Annotated in this window: 16 protein-coding genes and 1 tRNA gene; 2 read left to right on the top strand and 15 right to left on the bottom strand. The window is 34.0% G+C overall.

Annotated elements, in window-relative coordinates; translation table 11 throughout:
* From ACP7AT_RS15005 to ACP7AT_RS14935, 15 genes are all read right to left on the bottom strand, one after another.
* A complete protein-coding gene (locus tag ACP7AT_RS15005) occupies window positions 1–756 on the bottom strand; it encodes a hypothetical protein (protein WP_426065225.1) in 756 nt (251 codons plus the stop codon).
* A 549-nt stretch (window positions 757–1,305) separates the two neighbouring features.
* Window positions 1,306–1,929: a hypothetical protein gene (locus ACP7AT_RS15000; RefSeq protein ID WP_426065224.1), complete on the bottom strand. Its 624-nt coding sequence runs from the start codon at window positions 1,927–1,929 to the stop codon at window positions 1,306–1,308.
* A gap of 130 nt (window positions 1,930–2,059) precedes the next feature.
* Window positions 2,060–2,144 (bottom strand) — tRNA-Ser (locus ACP7AT_RS14995).
* Window positions 2,145–2,310: 166 nt separating this feature from the next.
* Window positions 2,311–3,444, bottom strand: coding sequence for a 3,4-dihydroxy-2-butanone-4-phosphate synthase (gene ribB, locus ACP7AT_RS14990; RefSeq protein ID WP_426065223.1), 1,134 nt, complete (start codon window positions 3,442–3,444; stop codon window positions 2,311–2,313).
* A gap of 8 nt (window positions 3,445–3,452) precedes the next feature.
* Window positions 3,453–4,889 (bottom strand): LptF/LptG family permease, encoded by a 1,437-nt coding sequence (locus ACP7AT_RS14985; RefSeq protein ID WP_426065222.1) that lies wholly within the window; start codon window positions 4,887–4,889, stop codon window positions 3,453–3,455.
* A gap of 8 nt (window positions 4,890–4,897) precedes the next feature.
* Window positions 4,898–5,542 carry a LolA family protein gene (locus ACP7AT_RS14980; RefSeq protein ID WP_426065263.1) on the bottom strand — a complete coding sequence of 215 codons (645 nt, stop codon included), beginning with the start codon at window positions 5,540–5,542 and terminating at the stop codon, window positions 4,898–4,900.
* A 50-nt stretch (window positions 5,543–5,592) separates the two neighbouring features.
* Entirely contained in the window at window positions 5,593–8,043 is a 2,451-nt protein-coding gene (locus ACP7AT_RS14975) for a DNA translocase FtsK (protein WP_426065220.1), read from the bottom strand.
* A gap of 18 nt (window positions 8,044–8,061) precedes the next feature.
* A complete protein-coding gene (locus tag ACP7AT_RS14970) occupies window positions 8,062–8,436 on the bottom strand; it encodes a diacylglycerol kinase family protein (RefSeq protein WP_426065219.1) in 375 nt (124 codons plus the stop codon).
* 10 nt (window positions 8,437–8,446) lie between these two features.
* Entirely contained in the window at window positions 8,447–8,944 is a 498-nt protein-coding gene (gene tpx, locus ACP7AT_RS14965) for a thiol peroxidase (RefSeq protein WP_426065218.1), read from the bottom strand.
* A 188-nt stretch (window positions 8,945–9,132) separates the two neighbouring features.
* The gene (locus ACP7AT_RS14960; RefSeq protein WP_091172168.1) at window positions 9,133–9,390 is read right to left on the bottom strand and encodes a DUF6952 family protein; all 258 of its coding nucleotides are present in this window, start codon (window positions 9,388–9,390) and stop codon (window positions 9,133–9,135) included.
* Window positions 9,391–9,543: 153 nt separating this feature from the next.
* A complete protein-coding gene (locus ACP7AT_RS14955; protein ID WP_091172170.1) occupies window positions 9,544–9,852 on the bottom strand; it encodes a thioredoxin family protein in 309 nt (102 codons plus the stop codon).
* An 86-nt stretch (window positions 9,853–9,938) separates the two neighbouring features.
* Window positions 9,939–10,577, bottom strand: coding sequence for a peroxiredoxin (locus ACP7AT_RS14950; RefSeq protein WP_426065216.1), 639 nt, complete (start codon window positions 10,575–10,577; stop codon window positions 9,939–9,941).
* A gap of 359 nt (window positions 10,578–10,936) precedes the next feature.
* Complete coding sequence (locus ACP7AT_RS14945; protein ID WP_426065214.1) at window positions 10,937–12,547, bottom strand: glycoside hydrolase family 3 protein; 1,611 nt, start codon at window positions 12,545–12,547, stop codon at window positions 10,937–10,939.
* A gap of 138 nt (window positions 12,548–12,685) precedes the next feature.
* Entirely contained in the window at window positions 12,686–13,954 is a 1,269-nt protein-coding gene (locus ACP7AT_RS14940; protein WP_426065212.1) for an AmpG family muropeptide MFS transporter, read from the bottom strand.
* Window positions 13,955–13,981: 27 nt separating this feature from the next.
* Window positions 13,982–15,514 (bottom strand): glycoside hydrolase family 10 protein, encoded by a 1,533-nt coding sequence (locus ACP7AT_RS14935; RefSeq protein WP_426065211.1) that lies wholly within the window; start codon window positions 15,512–15,514, stop codon window positions 13,982–13,984.
* A 237-nt stretch (window positions 15,515–15,751) separates the two neighbouring features.
* On the opposite strand from ACP7AT_RS14935, the gene ACP7AT_RS14930 reads away from it, so the two are divergent.
* Window positions 15,752–18,667, top strand: coding sequence for an FAD-binding and (Fe-S)-binding domain-containing protein (locus tag ACP7AT_RS14930; protein ID WP_426065210.1), 2,916 nt, complete (start codon window positions 15,752–15,754; stop codon window positions 18,665–18,667).
* 189 nt (window positions 18,668–18,856) lie between these two features.
* A complete protein-coding gene (locus tag ACP7AT_RS14925) occupies window positions 18,857–20,533 on the top strand; it encodes an amino acid permease (RefSeq protein ID WP_426065209.1) in 1,677 nt (558 codons plus the stop codon).
* The last annotated feature ends 184 nt before the right edge of the window (window positions 20,534–20,717 follow it).

Raw genomic sequence — 20,717 nt, 5'->3', positions numbered from 1 at the left:
CTACAATCCGCTAACTGAAACCAACGCTAATGGATTATATGCGCCATTTTTCAAGGCGTACATTTGTCCATTCACTTCTTGGTAAAACTCCAGTCCTAAGGCCAAAAACAGGGGTTTAGTACTTCCCGGAGTCACTGTGTTTACTTGGTTAATCACTGCTGTTGCAGTTTGTCCCCAAGGAAGAATATCACTTTCAGAATGTGCTTCAGTGAAAGTTTCAGCTTCAAAATCAATTTCTGCACCTGCAGAAATGATTTTAAAATGCGTAGTTCCACTAGGTGCAGCAATCATATTTGAAGGAACAAAAGAATCCAAATCAACAGAAATCACACCACTACCTCGATCAATAACCCCAACATAGGGAGCGAATAAACTGGTGCCCAGTTTTCCTCTAATGTTGAATTCAAAGCCAGAAAGCAATTCTGCTTCACCATCAATTACATTACGCAGTCCTCTCTCACTAGTCACATCCGCTTGGATTACTTTAATCATTGCTTGAGTCAATCTACTTACCATTCTACTATCAGCAGAATTCAAGAGTAAAGATCTCATTGCTGTTCTCAAAATCTTTCCGGCCTTACCAGCTCTTCCAAATTCAGCACCGTTCTCACGTGTTCTTTGAAACGCAGGATCACTCTTAATTCTACTAGCGTCAATTCCGCCTTTTTCACGTGCCAAATGCCCGTCTTTGGTTTTGTAAAAAGTAATATCTCCGATAGTACCTTTCAACTTAATTATGCCTTTTTGCCTTGCCATAATTTCTAAAATTTAAATTAATAATTTGTTTTAAATTCGCTCAATCATCATCCTGTTGCAACATCTTTCGATTGAATTGGTAACAAATATGTTATTTAAAGTTTTAGTATAAAAGAAACGTTTCATTACTTTGTACTATAATGATATAGATGTCATAAATAAACATTAATGTCATTCTAAATGGAAAGAATATATTTACTAATTTTATAATCTGACAGGAAATAATGTTAGTGGTGTTTTAATAGTACTCAAAGCCTAGGCAAAGGCATAGATAGTGTATGAAAATCGAAAATAAGAGACTGTGTATTTATCCAAAGGACATACAGCGCATTACAGGTAAAAGTTATCGTCAAAGCATTAGATTGTTGCACAATATCAGAAAGGAGCTAAATAAGCTCCAAAATGAGTTTGTAAGCATAGAAGAGTTTTGCCAGTACACCAGTCTAAAACAAGACCAGGTTGAGTTATTGATTATTGGTTAGAAATGGGTTTGATATTTTTTAATAAGTACAGATTCATTTCAAAATATTACCGAAGGTGAAGGGTGAGCTATTTATATCTGTGCCAATGATTATTAGAATATACTTTCTTTTTCAATTGAGAATCACTTAAATCTAATGAATCCCTAAATCCTACTTCATTTAATTCTAGCGCTTGGTCTTTTCTAAAATGCCAAAATGAATTATAACTTCCAACCTTAAGAGTTATATGAATGTTTTGTGTTGTGTCCTGAAATTCGTGTTGTATTTCTTCAACATAAAACCAATTTATATTTGTTATCGCTTTGACAAAAGGTAAGCTAATATTTTCTCCAACTCTAGGCAGATGTTCAAGTTTGTCTATAATGAAATAACAGTTCTTTCCATAATAGTTAATAGTAAAATGATATAATACCTTATTGAAACTTAATTTCAAATTATTAGTGAATCCAAATATTTGATTGTGCATTTGTAATAAAAGCTTTCTAAGCATATGACTTTTTAATCCTGTTGCCTCTTCAATATCTTTCATTCTTGGAAAAGGTATTTCTAGATCATCATCTAAATAATCTTTGGCAAGTAAGAAGTCCACTATGGGTTGGTATTCTATTTTGTCTTTAAATAATATTTTTAATTGCTCTCTTATGTAGATAAAATCAATTAAAATTTGTTTGATTGAGGGTGTATCGTTCATAATTTCTGTTTTTTCTATTATAAAATTAATGAAAAAAGTAAAATAAATGAACCGTGGGCTAAATGTGGGCTAGAAGTAAAAACAAAAAACCCTAACGCCTTTGTTTACAAGGGTTAGGGTAATTTTCCTGCGGAGAAAGAGGGATTCGAACCCCCGGACCTGTTACAGTCAACAGTTTTCAAGACTGCCGCATTCGACCGCTCTGCCATTTCTCCAGGATGTCGCATTCATTGTCTGATTGCGAGTGCAAATATAAGAACCTTTTTTGGTTATGCAAATCTATTTTTAGAAAAAAAGCATCTATTTTTTGGACTAATTTTTAAAGGTTTCATTTTGTATACTTTAGATAAAAATATTTTTATAATTTTTTTTAAAATGAATTTAATAATTTACATATTCTTTAATTTCTAATCCATATCCAATCATTCCAACGCGTTTTGTTTGCTCAGTATTGGATAATAAACGGATTTTTGAAATATCAATATCATGTAAAATTTGAGCACCAATACCAAAATCTTTATTATCCATCTTTATTTGTGGTGCTTTAAATTCTCCTTTCGCTTGCAGTCCTTTCAATTCTACAATCCGATTCAATAAGTCTATTGATTGCGCTTCCTGATTAATAAATAAAACCGCCCCTTTTCCTTGATCATTTATCAATTGAAACATACCGTCTAATTTCTTATTGACATCATTGGTCAATGTTCCTAAAATATCATTATTGACTAAAGTAGAATTGATTCTGGTAAGTATTGGTTCACCAATATTCCAGTTGCCTTTAGTCAGGGCAATATGTATTTGTTTGTTAGTGGTTTGTTGGTATGCACGTAATCTGAATGTACCAAAACGAGTTTCAATATCAAAATCTTCTTTTTTAACAATTAAGCTGTCATGTTGCATTCTGTAAGCGACTAAGGATTCGATTGAAACTAATTTTAAATCGAATTTTTTTGCCACTTCGACTAATTGGGGAAGACGTGCCATTGTTCCATCTTCATTCATGATTTCCACAATTACTCCAGCTGATTTAAATCCAGCTAAACGAGCAAAATCAATTGCTGCCTCTGTATGGCCTGTTCTTCTCAAAACACCACCCTGTTTGGCAATTAGAGGAAAAATATGTCCGGGTCTTGCTAAATCATGTGGTTTCGTTTCTTGATTTACAAGTGCTAAAATTGTTTTTGCTCTATCAGCTGCTGATATTCCAGTTGTAACGCCGTTTCCTCTTAAATCTACCGAAACTGTAAAAGCGGTCTCCATTGGATCCGTATTATTGGTCACCATCACATGCAATCCTAATTCTTTACAACGGCTTTCTGTCAACGGAGCGCATATTAATCCGCGACCATGAGTAGCCATGAAATTAATCATTTCGGGTGTTACTTTTTCGGCTGCAGCCAAAAAATCTCCCTCATTTTCACGATCTTCATCATCAACAACTATAATAATTTTTCCTTGACGAATATCTTCTATTGCTTCTTCAATTGTGTTAAGTTGAATTTTATTTAAGTCCATTTCGGGTGTTAGTTTTGTGATGGGAATATTTTTTTTATTACTTTTTGGAATGGAGCTAAAATAACATCCATATTTATTAAACCAATATCGTTTGTAGCTCTGTAAGTCAATAAAACAGCTAATGGTGTTAGTATAAATGAGGATAACCAAGCTCCCATAAATGGAGTCATTCCGTTTTCCTGAGCAATCCTTTTTCCAAAAGTATTTATAAAATGAAAGGTTATAAATATAAAAACAGCAAAAACTATTGGAAGTCCTAATCCTCCTTTTCTAATAATTGCTCCTAATGGCGCTCCTATAAAGAACATTAGAAAGCAAGCATATACGATTACAAATTTATCGTAAAAAGCCAATAAATGTCTGTTTATATTTTTCTGCTTATTGAACAATTCGGTTTTAGAAGAATCAATGGAATAGCTGGTGCTGATCACATTACTGCTGGCGATTTTTAAAATATCCGATTTTTGTTCGTTGGTGTATAATGATAGAATATCATCTGGAAGTGGTTTACTTTTTTTGGCTACTGGTACTAATTTTTTTTTCCCTGGAAATCCAATTCTTGCATTGCTGTTTTCGGTAAACGTAATGATGTCCGTTTTCATATTTTTATTTAATGAATCTAAAGTGTAATTTAGTTCATTAACGGTCAGCATGGTATTTGTGTTGGCAACAGATTCGTCATTTACATCCACTTTATTCAGTTCAGATAAATCTATATTTATAATTTGCTTTCTAAAGGAGCTTTTTGCAAAAGGCATCTTACTGCGATCTTCATATTTTTTTGGAACGATGTCTTCGTAATAATACCCTTTGTTAAGCACTAATTGCAGAATACTGGATTCTTCACTACTAATTAATTCTCCATTTTTGGCTTTGATTACAGTTTTACTTCCATCACCAATTTTAGATTTTTTGTGAATAGTTATTCCGGTCAGAATATTTCCTTCTGCGCCACTTTTTTTGTTGACTTTTATATTATAAAAACCAACATCATTAAATTGTCCTTCGGCGATAGCCAATGCTGGTTTGACCTGTGCGATATTTTTTCGAAAATTAATAAACTTGTATTCAGCATAAGGAATGACATTATTCGAAAAGAAGAAGGCCACGATACTTAATAAAACGATGAATACAGTGAGACTTCTCATGGCTCGTTGAAGCGAAATTCCCGAAGATTTCATTGCTGCAAATTCATAATTTTCAGCCAAATTTCCAAAAGTCATTATCGAAGATAAAAGTATAGAAAGTGGTAACACCAAGGGTACAATTCTAGGCATGGAAAAGGCCAGGAATTTAATAATCATTAAGAGATCTAAATCTTTCCCGGCCAATTCTGATATAAATAACCAAACGGTTTGAAGTATAAATATAAAAAATAGGATTACAAATACCGTAATAAATGTAGTCAAAAAGGTTTTTAATAAGTATTTGTCAAGAATTTTCACTTAGCGCATTAATCTAATTTGTTGATGTAGTAATTTGGATATTTACTTCCCGCAAATGTAAATTGATTTTTTGACAAAGGTTGGTTGGTTTTGAAAGAATTAACCGTTAAAGTTGTTTTTGTGCCTTTTTTGCCCATTTCTATTAAATTGTAAATGTGTTTCGTTTGAACATCAATTCCCAATAAGACTTCTTTTCTTTGATCTTTAGCATTTAACGGAACTAATTTAATATATTGAATTTTTCTGCCTTTTACATTTTGCAAAATATCCATATTATATCTGTAACCCGTATTAAAAAAAGTCAACATTTTTGATGGAGTTATGGCATTATCGTCTTTTTCATTTACTGCTGAAATGGTAATTTCTTCATCTTCGGGAACAATAGTATATGTTTTTTTACCATCAAAAATTTTAGTGACTCCCATGAAATTTAAAACATATTGATTTCCTTTCATCGTAACATTTCCTTTACTGTCCTGATTGATGTTTTCTTTGGCGTTATTCAAGGAGTATTTAAAATCAATAGCAATATTATCATAACTTTTAACTTTAGCAGTAACTTGATCTAAAAGGTCTTTTGCTTTTTTATCTTGTGCTTGAACTGAAAAAGTAAGAATAAATATACCCGCTAATAAAAGGAACTTTTTACTCATATTTTGTATGTTGCTTTTTTTAGAATCTTGAATTTTTGATTTCATCGTAATTATTTGTTTTTTTCATTGTTGAAAAATTGATCAAGAGAACTCATGTCCAGAATGTTAACACTGCGTGCTTTACTTCCTTCAAAAGGGCCTACAATTCCAGCAGCCTCGAGTTGATCGATTAATCTTCCTGCTCTATTGTATCCTAATTTAAGTTTTCTTTGTAATAAGGAAGCTGATCCCTGTTGTGCATTCACAATGATTTCAGCGGCCTCTCTAAACAAAGTATCTCTGTCGGAAATATCCATATCAAGATTAATGCCACTTTCGTCACCAACGAACTCAGGAAGTAAATAAGCAGTAGCGTAGGCTTTTTGGGAACCTATAAAATTAGTAATTTTCTCCACTTCAGGAGTGTCGATAAACGCACATTGTACCCTTACCACATCATTTCCATTGGTGTAAAGCATATCACCACGTCCTATCAACTGATCCGCTCCTTGCGTATCCAAAATGGTTCGGGAATCAATTTTTGAGGTCACTCTAAATGCTATTCTCGCAGGGAAATTGGCTTTAATTAAACCTGTAATTACATTTACAGATGGTCTTTGTGTCGCTATAATTAAGTGTATTCCAATGGCTCGCGCCAGTTGTGCCAAACGAGCTATAGGAACTTCCACTTCTTTGCCTGCAGTCATAATCAAATCGGCAAACTCATCAACTACAAGAACAATATAGGGTAAAAATCGGTGTCCGTTTTCAGGATTCAGTTTTCGAGCCTTAAATTTATCGTTGTATTCTTTGATGTTACGGACCATCGCATCTTTTAACAAAGAATAACGGTTGTCCATTTCTACGCAAAGGGAATTTAATGTATTAACTACTTTTGCATTGTCCGTAATAATAGCGTCATCCATATCTGGAAGTTTTGCTAAATAGTGTCTTTCGATTTTGTTAAAAAGTGTAAGCTCTACTTTTTTAGGATCTACCAAAACAAATTTAACTTCAGCTGGATGTTTTTTGTATAACAGCGAAGTCAGAACGGCATTCAAACCAACTGATTTTCCTTGACCAGTAGCTCCTGCCATCAATAAGTGAGGCATTTTGGCTAAATCCACTACAAAAGTTTCGTTAGAGATTGTTTTTCCAAGAGCGATTGGTAATTCCATTTCAGCTTCTTGAAATTTGGCAGATCCGATAACACTTTTCATAGAAACCATCGTTGGATTCTTGTTAGGAACCTCAATTCCTATGGTTCCTTTCCCCGGAATAGGAGCGATGATACGAATTCCTAAAGCCGAAAGTGACAGCGCAATATCATCTTCTAAGCTCTTGATTTTTGAAATGCGAATTCCTGCTTCAGGAACAATCTCATATAATGTAACCGATGGGCCAACGGTCGCTTTTATTTGAGCAATTTCTATTTTATAATTGCGAAGGGTATCTACAATTCTGTTTTTATTTTCTTCTAATTCTTCCTGATTGATGGTAATTCCCCCTGTAGAATATTCTTTTAATAAATCAATCGTAGGAAATTTATAATTGGATAAATCCAAAGTTGGGTCGAATAATCCAAAATCAGCTACTAATCGAGACGCTAAGTTTTCTTCGATAATGTCTTCTTCAGGAGCGGTTTCTATTATAAACGATTCCTCAGCATTCGAAATAACTTCTGGAGTTGCTATTGGTGTTACTTCCATTGCAAGCGGTTTTACAATAGGATCTCTATTAATATCAGATGAATTACTAATAGTTGGTTTTAATGCTTCTTTGTTGATTTCGAATTGTGAACCATTTGTTTTTAAATGAATGTCGTCAATTTCTTCCTCTTCAAGAACTGCAAATTCTTCCAAATTATAACCGCTTTTTCCGTTGTTTAGCGGATTGGTGATGGAAACTGCTTTCATTTCTTTTTTGGTAGTATCAAAAAACAACTGAATACTTTCCGGGGAAAGCTTGATTTTGAAAATGATATAAATAATGAGTCCAAAAAGCAAAATCAGTAATGTCCCTGTTTTTCCAATGTAATCTTGCAAAAATAAATTCAATTCATATCCAATAGTTCCTCCTAATTCAGGCGCCGAAGTAGCAAAGAATCCAAATAAAACGGATACTATTATGATCACAAATAAATCCCAAAACCAAATATTCTTAAGTTTTCCTAAAGAAATACCAAGAATCATATATATTCCTGAAAGGAAAAATAAACGTACGAATATAAAAGCGGCGATTCCAAAACCTTTATAAACCAGTAAATCAGCTAAAAAGGCGCCAAATTTTCCAAGCCAGTTCTGAACCGTTTCTGAACGATCCGTCAATTGTTGAACAGCACTTTGATCTTGTTGTCCATAAAGGAACAAGGACACAAACGCAAACAATAATGCAACGGAAAATAAAACCAGTAAAGAACCAAAAACAATTTTATTCTGTTTGGTTAATTTTAATGGTGTTTTGACCGCTGATTTAGTTTCGCTTTTTTTTATTAAAGGAGCTGTTTTTGTTGTTTTTGCCATTCTTATTTGTAATAATACCTAAAAAACGAAAGGGATATATATAATTAAACCAATTACTATTGCTGTCAAAGCAGCAAAAAATACCGCTCCCGCAGCAATATCTTTAATGAAGCCAATTCTTTCGTGATAATTGGGATGAATAAAATCGGCTATTTTTTCAACAGCCGTATTTAAACCTTCAATACTCATCACTAAACCAATAGCTAAAGTCTGAAAAAGCCATTCTGTTTTAGAAATACCAAAATAAAATCCAGCAATGCTGACCAAAATTCCAAGAGAAAATTGAACCATTATGCTGTGTTCTGTCGTAATAAGTTTTAAAGCTCCCTTTAGAGCATAAGAGACACTTTTTAATCTTCCGGAAAAAAAAGTATTGTCTTTTTGAAATTCCATTAAATTCAGATTAAAGTACCGCTAACGCAGCTTCGTAGTTTGGTTCATCTGCAATTTCAGCAACTTGTTCCGTATGTGTAATTATTCCGTTTTCATTAACAACGATAATAACTCTTGAGTGTAATCCGGCCAGAGGACCGTCGGTCATTTCTAAACCATTTGCTTTACCAAAACTTCCTTCTGAAAAATCAGATAAGTTAACAACATTTTCAAGTCCTTCTGCACCACAAAAACGTTTTTGTGCAAATGGTAAATCTCTTGAAACACATAAAACAGTAGTATTTTCTAAAGTACTGGCGCTTTCGTTGAATTTTCTAACAGATGCTGCACAAGTTCCGGTATCTACGCTTGGAAAAATATTTAAAACTAGTTTTTTACCCGCAAAATCTTGTAATGAAGCGATAGAAAGGTCCGTTTTTACTAACTTAAAATCAGCGATTTTTGTACCTATTTTTGGTAATTCCCCTGAAGTATGAATTGGATTTCCTCCTAATGTTATTGAAGCCATAATGTTTGTTTTTTTATGAGGTTCAAAAGTATGAAAATTATTTAAGAATTTGTCCTCAAATAGAGGTTTAAAGTTTACCATTTTACGCAAATCATTAACTTTAAAATTATGTTATCTTTTAGATTTATTGAATAAAAAAACGCACCCGTTTCGGAATGCGTTTTAGTAGAATTAAATAAAAAATTCTTTTATTTATCGATGGAACCCAAAACACGTTTCATGAAAGTGTTTAAGGCTTCTTTTTTATCAGTTCCGGTTTTTACTAGTTTGTTTACTTCTAATGCGCCGTACATATTAGAAATTAATTCACCAATGACATCTAATTCTTCATCTTTCAATGATGAAATTTCAGTCATAGCTTCCAGAACTTCTATCGTTTCAATGATGTAATCTTCATCATTTTCCTCTATAAACTGCGTTAAATGCTTAATAACAGGTAATTTCATTTTTTTTTCGATTTTTAAATTGTAACATTTATTCGATTTTTAGATTTGTTGGGACTCTAAATTGAATTTAAGTATAAAAAAGATTTTTAGGTTTTTAAAATCTTAGAAGTATATAAATCTAATTAAGTCTAAAAATTTAATCTGATAATCTTTTTAAACAATTTCGTTTACTAATTCAATTAGCACTTCTTGTTTATTAGTTTGTGTTTCGTTTACCAGTTTACCATTTACAAAAGTGGCAAAAGTTGGCAAATTACTCACATTTGCTAATTTTCGGGATTCCGGAAAATTTTCAGCATCAACAAGAGCAAAAGTGATTGTTTCATTTTCTGAAGCCAATTTTTTGAATTTAGGCTTCATAATTCTGCAATTTCCGCACCATGATGCCGAAAATTGAACCACTACTTTTTCGTCTTTTGCAATTAAATCCTGTAACGTATCTTCGGTTAATTCGATTAACATATTTTTAAATTTCAAAATGCAATTGCAATACTAATATTTACTGTATTAAATAGAAATTTAGTATTACAATTGACAGTGTTATTGATTTAGTTTAAAGTCAAGTATTCAGCAGTACTGATTCGGTCTGCGCTCATTGCTTCTTTTCCGGCTTCCCAGTTTGCAGGACAAACTTCTCCTTTTTCTTGAATGTGTGTGTAAGCATCAACCATACGTAAGTATTCATTTACATTACGACCTAATGGCATATCGTTTACGCTTTCGTGGAAAATTTTTCCAGTTTCATCAATAAGGTATGTTGCTCTATACGTTACATTAGAACCTTGAATAATAATTGAATCAGTTTCTTCGCTGTAAGCTGTTTCTTCAATATCAAGAATTCCTAATATATTTGATAAGTTTCTGTTGGTATCCGCAATAATTGGATAAGTTACACCCTCAATTCCACCGTTGTTTTTTGGAGTATTTAACCATGCAAAATGTACTTCGTTAGTATCACAAGATGCACCTATAACAATTGTATTTCTTTTTTCGAATTCTGGTAAAGCGGTTTGAAAAGCATGTAATTCAGTTGGGCACACAAATGTAAAATCTTTTGGATACCAAAATAAAAGTACTTTCTTGTTGTTGTTTACAGCTTCTTCAAAAATGTTGATTTTTAAATTATCACCCATTTCAGAGATAGCGTCTACTGCAATACTTGGAAATTTTTTACCTACTAATGACATTTTTATTTACTTTTTAATTGTTTTTTTGTTGGTGCAAATGTAGTCATACAAAAACTAAATTGAAATAGCATTTGATTATAAATACTTATCTCAAAATAGGGAATTATTATGATAAAATTTTTTAAAGATTTTACCTATAATTAACCCGTTGGGTGTAATTAATAAAAATTTGAATTAATCTTAAATAAAAAAATTGAACCACATAGAAACATAGAAAAAAAGATTTGGACATACCAATTTTTAGCTTCATACAGCTATGATTTTCTCTAAAAAAGTGAGACGCCTTACATAATTTTAAAATCTATGTTTCTATGTGGTAAAAAAATTAAACAAATTGAATTACACCCAACGGGTTATAATTATAGAAAGTTAACCTCTACAGGAATAGTTCCTTTACATTTAGTATTTTTCAAAAGTTGTTCGGCAGCGGTCTCCTGAAATTCTGAAAAATCCTGATACATTTGAATAATTCCTGAAGCATCTTTCAAATTTGGAATAATTTGCAGCGCATAAGGATTCCCGAAAACATATAAAATGCACTTTTTGACGGTAAACATGTTACCTAAAAATTGAAGTACGGAATCTTCAATATCAAAATTGTTTAATGGTTTTGCCTTTGGAACAAATAAAGAAATGATTAGAGTGTCAAATTTATTTAGATCATTTCCTAATTCATTCAAAATGGATTCACCTCCAGTTTCATAACTGAATTCAGGTGAAGGTAAAGCGTTACTTAAGGTATGAAAAAATACATTATCGGTATTTTTATAGATGCTAATTTTGGCAAGATCACCTCTATTTTTTGCGTCAAAAACAGTCTCTGTATTGTGATTGTCTTTTATTTTTGTAATGCAGTTTTGAGCAATTTTCAGATTTAATTTAGAAGTGGTTTCAAAATCAAAATCAGTCGCTGAAAGGTTTGGCAAACTTAGTTTTCCATCTACAATTCCTGCTTTTTGTTTGCATTTCCAGATGCGTTGAAAACTAGCTTCAATTCTTTCAGGTTTTGCATTTTTAAGGATTTCCTGGATTCCTTCAACAACATTTTCTGCGAAGCACAACACATCATTACCCGCATTGAAAGCTTCCCATTCCAACTGTCCTTTTTTATCGTACAATTTAGAAACGCTGTGCATATTTAACGCATCCGAAATCACTAGACCATCGTATCCTAATTGCTTTCGCAAAAGCGTTTCAATTACGGATTTTGATAACGTGGCTGAAGTGTCTTTTTCATCGTTTAAAGCGGGAACTGCTAAGTGGCCAATCATAATCGAATCAACGTTATTCTCAATTCCTTTTATAAAAGGAACTAATTCATTGGCTAATAATTCTTCCAAAGTTTCTTTTAAAACGGGTAATCCTAAGTGCGAATCAATATTCGTATTTCCGTGTCCGGGAAAATGTTTAAAACAACCTAAAATCCCGACATCATTCATTCCTCTAAGATATTCCAGCGAAAAATCAGCTACTTTTTCTTTGTTTTGACCAAAAGAACGGTACCCTATTACAGGATTATTAGGATTATTATTGATGTCGGCCAAAGGCGCTAAATTATAATGAATCCCAACAAATTTTAAGTCTAAGCCTATTTGTTTACCAACTTCGTAAACCAAATTTTTTTCATTAATAGGTAAAGCGCCAAGTGTTATAGCATACGGATATTGTGGTGTTTTTTCGACGCGCATGGCTAAACCCCATTCGGCATCGATACTCATTAATAACGGAGTCGTAGCACAACTTTGATACCTTTTAATAAGTTCCTTTAAACGTTGAAAACTATCATCATTTAAAACTACTTTTTTCTTAGATTCATAATTCGTCGCTGCACTGGCTCGGCTGTGAAAAAAAGTCAACCCTCCGATGTTGTAATGCCTTATTAATTGTTCGGTAGCTTGAATGTTTTCTTCAGTATCATTAATGAAAACGGCAGGAAAAAAAAACTGCCCTATTTTTTGTTCTAATGTCATTCGTTACTATTTTATACTTTTTTGTTACGCATATAAAACGAATTCTGTTTTAGAAAACGCAGAGAAAAACGGATTTTTAAAAACGGTTTTTATTGTTGACTTTACACAGTAAATCCGTCTTATCCGTGTGCTATTAAATTATTCGGTTTTCTTTCCAAAATCGGCTGGAAAAATCAAAAATCGGGATAAAATTAATCCTGGAATGGTTGCCAAAAATACCCAAATAAAGAAATTTCCATAGCCCAGATATTCTTGGATATAACCACTCAACATTCCCGGAAGCATCATTCCTAAAGCCATAAATCCAGTTGCGATAGAGTAGTGGGACGTTTTTGATTCGCCATCAGCCACATAAATTAAATACATCATGAAAGCCGCAAAACCAAATCCATAACCAAATTGTTCCGCAATTATCGTCAAATAAACATAGATAACGGAACCCGGATGAAAATGGGAGAGTAATATAAACCCTATTATGGGTAAGTGCATAGCTAAAATCATGGGTAGCATCCATTTTCCTAATCCATCTCTAGATATGACTATACCGCCCAGAATACCTCCAACAGTTAGTGCAATAACCCCGAAAGTGCCATAAATTATACCAACATCCTGAGTGGTTAATCCCATTCCACCTGCAGTTATCGGATCGATAAGAAAAGGAGTCAACATTTTTAATAATTGCGATTCTCCTAATCTAAACAATAAAATGAAAGCTAAAACTAAACCAATTTGTTTCTTTTGAAAAAAAGTAGCGAAAACAGCAGCAAAACTTTTATTAGGAACCGATTCCGCTTTTGTTGCTAAGATTTTTGCTTCAATTTTTGGAGTCGAAAAATAATTATAAATGGTAATTACGGTCATAATGATACCGACAATTACCATCGTGTAGGACCATGCTTTTTGCTTATCACCATATTCTTGTTCTAAATAACCCGCAATAAACACTATTAATCCATTGCCAGTAAGCATGGAAAGTCTATAAAAAGTACTCCTGATTCCAAGAAAAAAGGATTGCTGTTCTTTTTCTAAAGCCAACATATAAAATCCATCGCTTGCTACATCATTAGAAGCGGAAGCAAATGCAGCAACCCAAAATACGGCTAAACTAATAACGAAAAAATTACTTAAAGGTATCGTCAAACCCACCACTAAAAAAGCGATAGAAATGAGCAATTGCATGGTTAAAAACCATTTTCTTTTTGTCGAATAAAGATCAATAAATGGGCTCCACAACGGTTTAATTACCCACGGTAAATAAAGTAAACTGGTATAAATCCCAATATCTTCATTATTGATTCCGAGGTTTTTATACATGATCACCGATACCGAAATAATGATGGCATAAGGCAATCCGGAAGCAAAGTTTAAAACGGGAATCCAATACCAAGGTCTGTTGTCTGTTTTCATTTATAGCGTGTTATATTCGATTCAATTTTACAGCGTAAAGTTCACTAAAGTTGCTTCACTTTCATTACCATAAAAATCAATGAATGTAATTGCGCAGGTTGTATTTTTGTCTAATTTATAAGATGGAATCACAACTTCAACCGTATTATTATCATCTTTAAATGCTATTTTATCAATAATTTGACTTGGATCGTTAATATCAATTTTTGAATTGAATTTGGCTCCATAAACCATTACGTAACGCACTTTACTGTACAAAGGATAAGTAACATTAAATCGTGACGCAATTGGGTCTATCAAAATGTTATTCGCTGTAGGCACGATCGCCATTTTTTTAATGGAACCGGGCACTACAGTTGGAAGGGCAGCATATTTGTACTGGTTTTCTGTTAGTAACTTGGTCACATTTTGATTTCTGTTCAAGAATGATTTGGCACTAAAAAAAGCATTTCCCTGAATGTTTTTGTAGGATCTGGTAATGTCAATTTGATTTGGTATTTCATTTGGATTATTCCATCTTTTATCAGAATCAGTGTTGATTTTATACGTTCCATTTCCAATGTAAATTGCTGTATTCGTTGAGTTTTCAGACCACCAACGCAATAGTTTTGAATAGGAAGCTTTTGGGTGATCCATGCTCCAATATAATTGTGGCACAAGGTAGTCAATCCATTTATTTTCCATCCACGCTAAAGGATCAGCGAATAAATCATCGTAATTCGTTTGTCCCGCCTCGGTTTCAGAACCTCTGGGATCTACTGATTTATTTCTCCAAACTCCAAATGGGCTGATGCCAAGTTGCACCCACGGTTTGATGTTTTTTATCGAAAGGGAAACACATCGTACAAAATTATTCACATTCGAACGTCTCCAATCTTCGATACTTAGTCCATTACCGTATTTTTTGAAAGAATCGGTATCATCAAATAGTTCTCCTTTTATTCTGTACGGATAAAAATAATCATCAAAATGTATCGCATCAATATCATATTTTTCCACTACCTCTTCTACGATTGCCGTCAAGTGGTTTTGAACTTCGGGTAATGCCGGATTGTAATAATATTTTCCACCATATTTAATCATCCAATCTGGATGCTTGAAAAAATCATGTTGCGGACTCAAAAGCGACGTGTTGTAATCCATTGTAGCTCTGTATGGATTCATCCAAGCATGAAATTCAAAACCTCTGGCGTGAGTTTCAGCAATCATCCAGGCTAATGTATCAAAATATGGTTTTGGAGCTTGTCCTTCTTTACCAGTCAAAAAACGTGACCACGGAGCTAATTCTGTTGGATAAAAAGCGTCACCAACACTTCGAATCTGAACAATAACAGCATTATAATTTAATTTTTTGTAGGTGTCTAAAATCTCAATATAATCCGCTTTTTGTTTGGCAACATTATCAGTGCTCATTTTTGGCCAGTCAATATTTACCACGGTAGCAATCCAAACGGCTCTAAATTCATTTTTTGGATTTGTAGCCAATGCTTGTGCGTTACCATTCCAAAAAGAAAGTAAAAGGAACGTAATAAGCAAAAGGGTGTGCTTGAAATTTTTCATCGGAGTATCGTTTAAATAGTGTTCAAAAATAGTTTTTTTAGTGAAATTTACCAGTTAAAATGGTTTTAAAATTTGACTTATTTTAGCAGCGCAATTTCTTTGCCAATTTTTTTAAAATGAGATTTAAGAAAACTTTCCGGTAAATAACAAAAGGATTTGAATTTTTCTTAGTTGTTTTTAAGGTATAAACTGCTATATATTTATATTTGTGAAAATAATAGCAATTTACTCCACTAAATGTTAATCACGCCTCAATTACAAGAATTATCTCAGTCATTAGAAGGAACACTTTTTAATGATGATCTCCATAAAACATTATATGCCACGGATGCTTCCGCGTATCGAATTATGCCAGTTGCTGTAGCGATTCCAAAATTAGAGGAAGATATTGTAAAAATTATTCGATTTGCAGCAAAAAATAAAATTTCAATTACGCCCAGAACTGCCGGAACTTCCTTAGCTGGACAAACGGTAGGGAATGGAATAATTGTAGATGTTTCGAAACATTTCACTAAGATTGTCGCTTTTGATTACGTACAAAAAACGGTTACCGTTCAGCCGGGAGTGATTCGGGATGAACTGAATTTGTACTTAAAAGAACACGGGTTGTTTTTTGGTCCCAATACTTCTACTTCAAATCGTTGTATGATAGGCGGAATGGTAGGCAATAATTCATCGGGAACTACATCGATTCGGTACGGAGTTACCCGCGATAAAATAGTGGAGATTAAAGCAGTTTTGAGTGATGGAAGTTCGGCAGTATTTAAAGAAATGACTTCTGTTGAATTCATTGAAAAGACAAAAGGGAACACGCTTGAAAGTTCTATTTACAAGACCATTTATGAGGAACTTTCGAATAGCGAAAACCAAAAAGAGATTGTAAAGGAATTTCCGAAACCTGAAATTCACCGAAGAAATACCGGATATGCGATTGATTTATTATTAAAATCGGAACTTTTTGGAGGAACAGAAAAAACAATAAATTTAGGGAAACTCCTTTGCGGAAGCGAGGGAACGCTTGCTTTTACCACCGAAATAACGTTAAAAGTGGACGAGCTGCCACCAACGAATAATGTAATGGTAGTGGCTCATTTTCATAGCATTCAGGAAAGTTTGGAAGCTGTGGTTACTGCTATGAAACATCATTTGTATACTTGTGAAATGATGGATGATACGATATTAAACTGTACCAAAACCAACAGAGAACAAGCGAAAAACCGATTTTTTATTCAAGGCGAACCAAAAGCGGTTATCATGCTCGAAGTGGCGTCGCATCACAGTATGGAAGATGCCGAAAGACAAGCTAATGATTTAATTACTGATTTAGAAAGAAACAATTTCGGGTATGCTTTACCAAAAATTTATGGTGTTGATATTGATAAAATAAATGAGTTGCGCAAAGCAGGTCTTGGACTTTTAGGAAGTATTGTAGGCGATAATAAAGCGGCTGATTCTATTGAAGATACAGCAGTTGAGTTGAGTGATTTACCTAATTACATTGCCGAATTCACGGCAATGATGGAGCGTCACGGTCAGAGTGCCATATATTATGCACATGCCGGGGCCGGAGAAATTCACTTGCGACCGGTTTTGAATTTGAAAACAAAAGAAGGGCTGCATCAATTTAGAAATATCGCAACTGAAGTAGCCATTTTGGTGAAAAAATATAGAGGATCTTTGAGTGGGGAACATGGCGACGGGATTGTTCGTGGCGAGTTTTTGCCTTTTATGATTGGAGACAAGAATTATGAATTGATGAAAAGAATCAAACATGCTTTTGATCCTAACAGTATCCTGAACGTTGGGAAAATCGTAAATGCGTTCAAAATGGATGAAAATCTTCGGGTGGAAGCGGGCAGAGTGGAACCGGAAATACAAACAATTCAGGATTTTTCGGATAGTATGGGAATTTTACGGGCAGCGGAAAAATGCAATGGTTCGGGTGACTGTAGAAAATTACCTTCGGCGGGCGGGACTTTATGTCCCAGTTACCGCGCAACCCGAAATGAAAAAGATACGACGCGCGCCAGAGCCAATGCGCTGCGAGAATATTTGACACATTCCGAAAAAGACAATAAATTCGACCATGAAGAATTATATAAAGTATTTGAATTGTGTGTGAGTTGCAAAGCCTGTGCCAGCGAATGTCCTAGTAATGTGGATGTGGCAGCGTTAAAATCGGAGTTTTTGTACCAATACCAAAAATCAAATGGATTTTCATGGCGCAATAAAGTGTTTGCTTTTAATGCGAAACTGAATGGCCTGGGAAGTATCACTCCAAAATTCACGAATTTCATGGTGAACTTGCCCTTTGTAAAAAAAAGTATGGGGATTGCTGCCAAAAGAGAAGTGCCGCTTTTGGCTCCAAAGACATTTCGAAAATGGTATGAAAAAAATTGGAATCAAGCACCAAGTGATTCTTTTGAAAACGGAAAAGTATGTTTGTTTTGTGATGAATTCACTAATTATTATGATGTTTCAGTTGGAATCGATGTGTACGAGTTATTGACAACATTAGGATATGAGGTGATTCTGGTGGATCACGAAGAAAGCGGAAGAGCTTTTATTTCTAAAGGTTTTCTCGAAGAAGCAAAAGCAATTGCGAATATAAATGTTGCCGTTTTTTCGGATTATATTACTGCAGATTTACCTTTGATAGGAATCGAACCTTCAGCGATATTGACATTTAGAGACGAATACATTCGATTGGCCGATGATAAAGAAAGTGCGGAAAAATTAGCCAAAAATGTATTTACAATTGAAGAATTTTTCAAAAATGAGATTACAAAAGGAAAAATTCATACACAACAATTTTCCGAGGAGGCGAAAACAATAAAAATTCACGGACATTGTCACCAAAAGTCATTGAGTACGATGGAAGCGACTTTTGCGATGTTGAATGTGCCCAAAAACAGTTCGGTTACCATTTATAATTCGGGTTGTTGTGGCATGGCAGGTTCTTTTGGATACGAAAAAGAACATTATGAAATCAGCATGCAAATGGGAGAAGATACGTTGTTTCCAAAAATTAGAGCCACTGATGCGACAGCGGTCATTGCTGCAGCGGGAACCAGTTGTCGCCACCAGATTTTTGACGGAACTACCAGAAAAGCATTGCATCCGGTCACAATTTTAAGGAGCTGTTTGAAGTAGAAACTATTTTTTAAAAGACAGATAAATTGTGACTGGCTTTCGTTTTCCAAAAATATTGGAAGACTTTTTTAAAAATAAAAATAATAAAATTCTTTTATATTATTATATCCGAACAAAAATAGATATTATTGCAAACTGCAAGTAAAAAGGCGTAAAAATAGATTAATTTTTTAATGATAAAATTTAGATATGGCATTTTCAAGTTTATTTAGAAGAAAATCAACAACAACAATAGTACAACAAGGCGGTGATGGAGATCACACCGAACTCCATAAGGTATTGACAGTTAGGGATCTTACTTTTTTTGGGATTGCAGCCATCATTGGTGGCGGAACTTTTAGCGCTATAGGAAATGCCTGTTTTTCGGGAGGTCCCGGAGTAGTAATACTTTATGTTATTTGTGCTATTGCCTGCGGATTTACCGCGATGTGCTACGCCGAATTTGCTTCACGTGTGCCAGTTTCTGGAAGTGCTTACACTTACGCGTATGTCTCTTTTGGGGAATTATTTGCATGGATCATCGGATGGGCGTTGATAATGGAATATTCTATCGGGAACATTTATATAGCTTTCTCTTGGAGTGGTTATTTTACGAATTTGTTGGAAACTTTTCAAATTCATTTGCCACAATGGCTCACGATAAATTATCAATCGGCACATTCTGCCTTTTTAGAAAATAAAGCCGGAGAAGGATTTAATGCTTGGCAAACTGCACCGATGCTGGGCAACTTGCGAATAATTTTTGATATGCCAGCCGTTGTAATCAATTTATTGATCACTTATTTAGTTTACAGAGGCACAAAAGAGTCCAGAAATATCAGCAATGTCATGGTAATGATTAAATTGGTGATAATAGTTTTGGTCATTATTGTTGGCGCTTTTTATGTAGATATTGACAATTGGACTCCGTTTATGCCAAATGGTTTTAAAGGAGTTATGGGTGGTGTTTCGGCAGTTTTCTTTGCTTATATTGGGTTTGATGCCGTTTCAACATTAGCAGAAGAAAGTAAAAATCCGCAACGTGATTTGCCTCGCGGAATGATTTATTCCTTACTGGTTTGTACTGTTGTCTATATTATTTTAGCGTTGGTAATTACAGGGATGGTGTCCTACACTTTGTTGGGCGTTAGCGATCCGTTAGCTGAAATATTTGCTTTAAAAGGCGTAAAATGGATGTTATTTATTGTTTCCATTGCGGCCGTGGTGGCTATGACCAGCGTAATGTTGGTTTTTCAAATGGGACAACCACGTATCTGGATGACAATGAGCCGTGATGGACTGATGCCAAAGAAATTTTCAGAAATTCATCCAAAATATAAAACACCGGGGTTTGCAACTATTGTAACGGGTTTAGTGGTTGGAATTCCAATTTTTTTCACCGATGAAAACTTCGTATTGGACTTTACAAGTATTGGGACTTTATTTGCTTTTGTGTTGGTTTGTGGCGGAGTTTTAATGTTATCTCCTCAAAGTGAAGCTGAAATTGCGGAGCGTAAGACCAATGGTAAATTCAAAATTCCATATATAAACTCCAAGTTTATTTTTCCTCTAATGGTTGTGGCTGCCGCATTTTTAATTCGATATTTATTTCCGACATTCTTTGTGGATACTTTCGATTTCTCTGCAGATAAAATGGCAACAAATAGCACGATGATCATTTTCTTTATTTTGTGTATCGTGATGGCAATTTTGTCATTCCTCAAAAACCTTTCTTTAATTCCGTTATTGGGATTAATTTCATGCTGTTATTTACTTACTGGAATGGCGGTTTCTAATTGGAAATGGTTTGGTGTCTGGTTGCTAATCGGATTGGTGTTTTACTTTTTTTACGGATATAAAAACAGTAAGCTTAATCCTAACAGGTAATACGAATAAAGGTGTCTAGTCCTGAAAAAAGTTGACACGAACTAGATTTTAAAATTACATTAATGATTAACCTCTGAAGTAAAAACTTTCGAGGTTTTTTTCTTCCATTTTTTTGATTTGATTACTTGTTGTAAATGCGTCTGATTTGGCGTTAACATTTGACAACTTAAGTGAGGCCTATTTT

Source organism: Flavobacterium sp. DSP2-3-1 (assembly GCF_049896865.1).
Lineage (GTDB): Bacteria > Bacteroidota > Bacteroidia > Flavobacteriales > Flavobacteriaceae > Flavobacterium.
The sequence above is the reverse complement of the archived record's forward strand: the minus strand, read 5'-3'. Positions and strand labels throughout refer to the sequence as shown.

What these genes read in the sequence shown, in the direction of transcription:
- ACP7AT_RS15005 (WP_426065225.1), bottom strand. Translation starts at nt 756, where the DNA reads ATGGCAAGGCAAAAAGGCATAATTAAGTTGAAAGGTACTATCGGAGAT.
- ACP7AT_RS15000 (WP_426065224.1), bottom strand. Translation starts at nt 1,929, where the DNA reads ATGAACGATACACCCTCAATCAAACAAATTTTAATTGATTTTATCTAC.
- ribB (WP_426065223.1), bottom strand. Translation starts at nt 3,444, where the DNA reads ATGGACTTAAATAAAATTCAACTTAACACAATTGAAGAAGCAATAGAA.
- ACP7AT_RS14980 (WP_426065263.1), bottom strand. Translation starts at nt 5,542, where the DNA reads ATGAGTAAAAAGTTCCTTTTATTAGCGGGTATATTTATTCTTACTTTT.
- ACP7AT_RS14975 (WP_426065220.1), bottom strand. Translation starts at nt 8,043, where the DNA reads ATGGCAAAAACAACAAAAACAGCTCCTTTAATAAAAAAAAGCGAAACT.
- ACP7AT_RS14970 (WP_426065219.1), bottom strand. Translation starts at nt 8,436, where the DNA reads ATGGAATTTCAAAAAGACAATACTTTTTTTTCCGGAAGATTAAAAAGT.
- tpx (WP_426065218.1), bottom strand. Translation starts at nt 8,944, where the DNA reads ATGGCTTCAATAACATTAGGAGGAAATCCAATTCATACTTCAGGGGAA.
- ACP7AT_RS14960 (WP_091172168.1), bottom strand. Translation starts at nt 9,390, where the DNA reads ATGAAATTACCTGTTATTAAGCATTTAACGCAGTTTATAGAGGAAAAT.
- ACP7AT_RS14955 (WP_091172170.1), bottom strand. Translation starts at nt 9,852, where the DNA reads ATGTTAATCGAATTAACCGAAGATACGTTACAGGATTTAATTGCAAAA.
- ACP7AT_RS14950 (WP_426065216.1), bottom strand. Translation starts at nt 10,577, where the DNA reads ATGTCATTAGTAGGTAAAAAATTTCCAAGTATTGCAGTAGACGCTATC.
- ACP7AT_RS14945 (WP_426065214.1), bottom strand. Translation starts at nt 12,547, where the DNA reads ATGACATTAGAACAAAAAATAGGGCAGTTTTTTTTTCCTGCCGTTTTC.
- ACP7AT_RS14940 (WP_426065212.1), bottom strand. Translation starts at nt 13,954, where the DNA reads ATGAAAACAGACAACAGACCTTGGTATTGGATTCCCGTTTTAAACTTT.
- ACP7AT_RS14935 (WP_426065211.1), bottom strand. Translation starts at nt 15,514, where the DNA reads ATGAAAAATTTCAAGCACACCCTTTTGCTTATTACGTTCCTTTTACTT.
- ACP7AT_RS14930 (WP_426065210.1), top strand. Translation starts at nt 15,752, where the DNA reads ATGTTAATCACGCCTCAATTACAAGAATTATCTCAGTCATTAGAAGGA.
- ACP7AT_RS14925 (WP_426065209.1), top strand. Translation starts at nt 18,857, where the DNA reads ATGGCATTTTCAAGTTTATTTAGAAGAAAATCAACAACAACAATAGTA.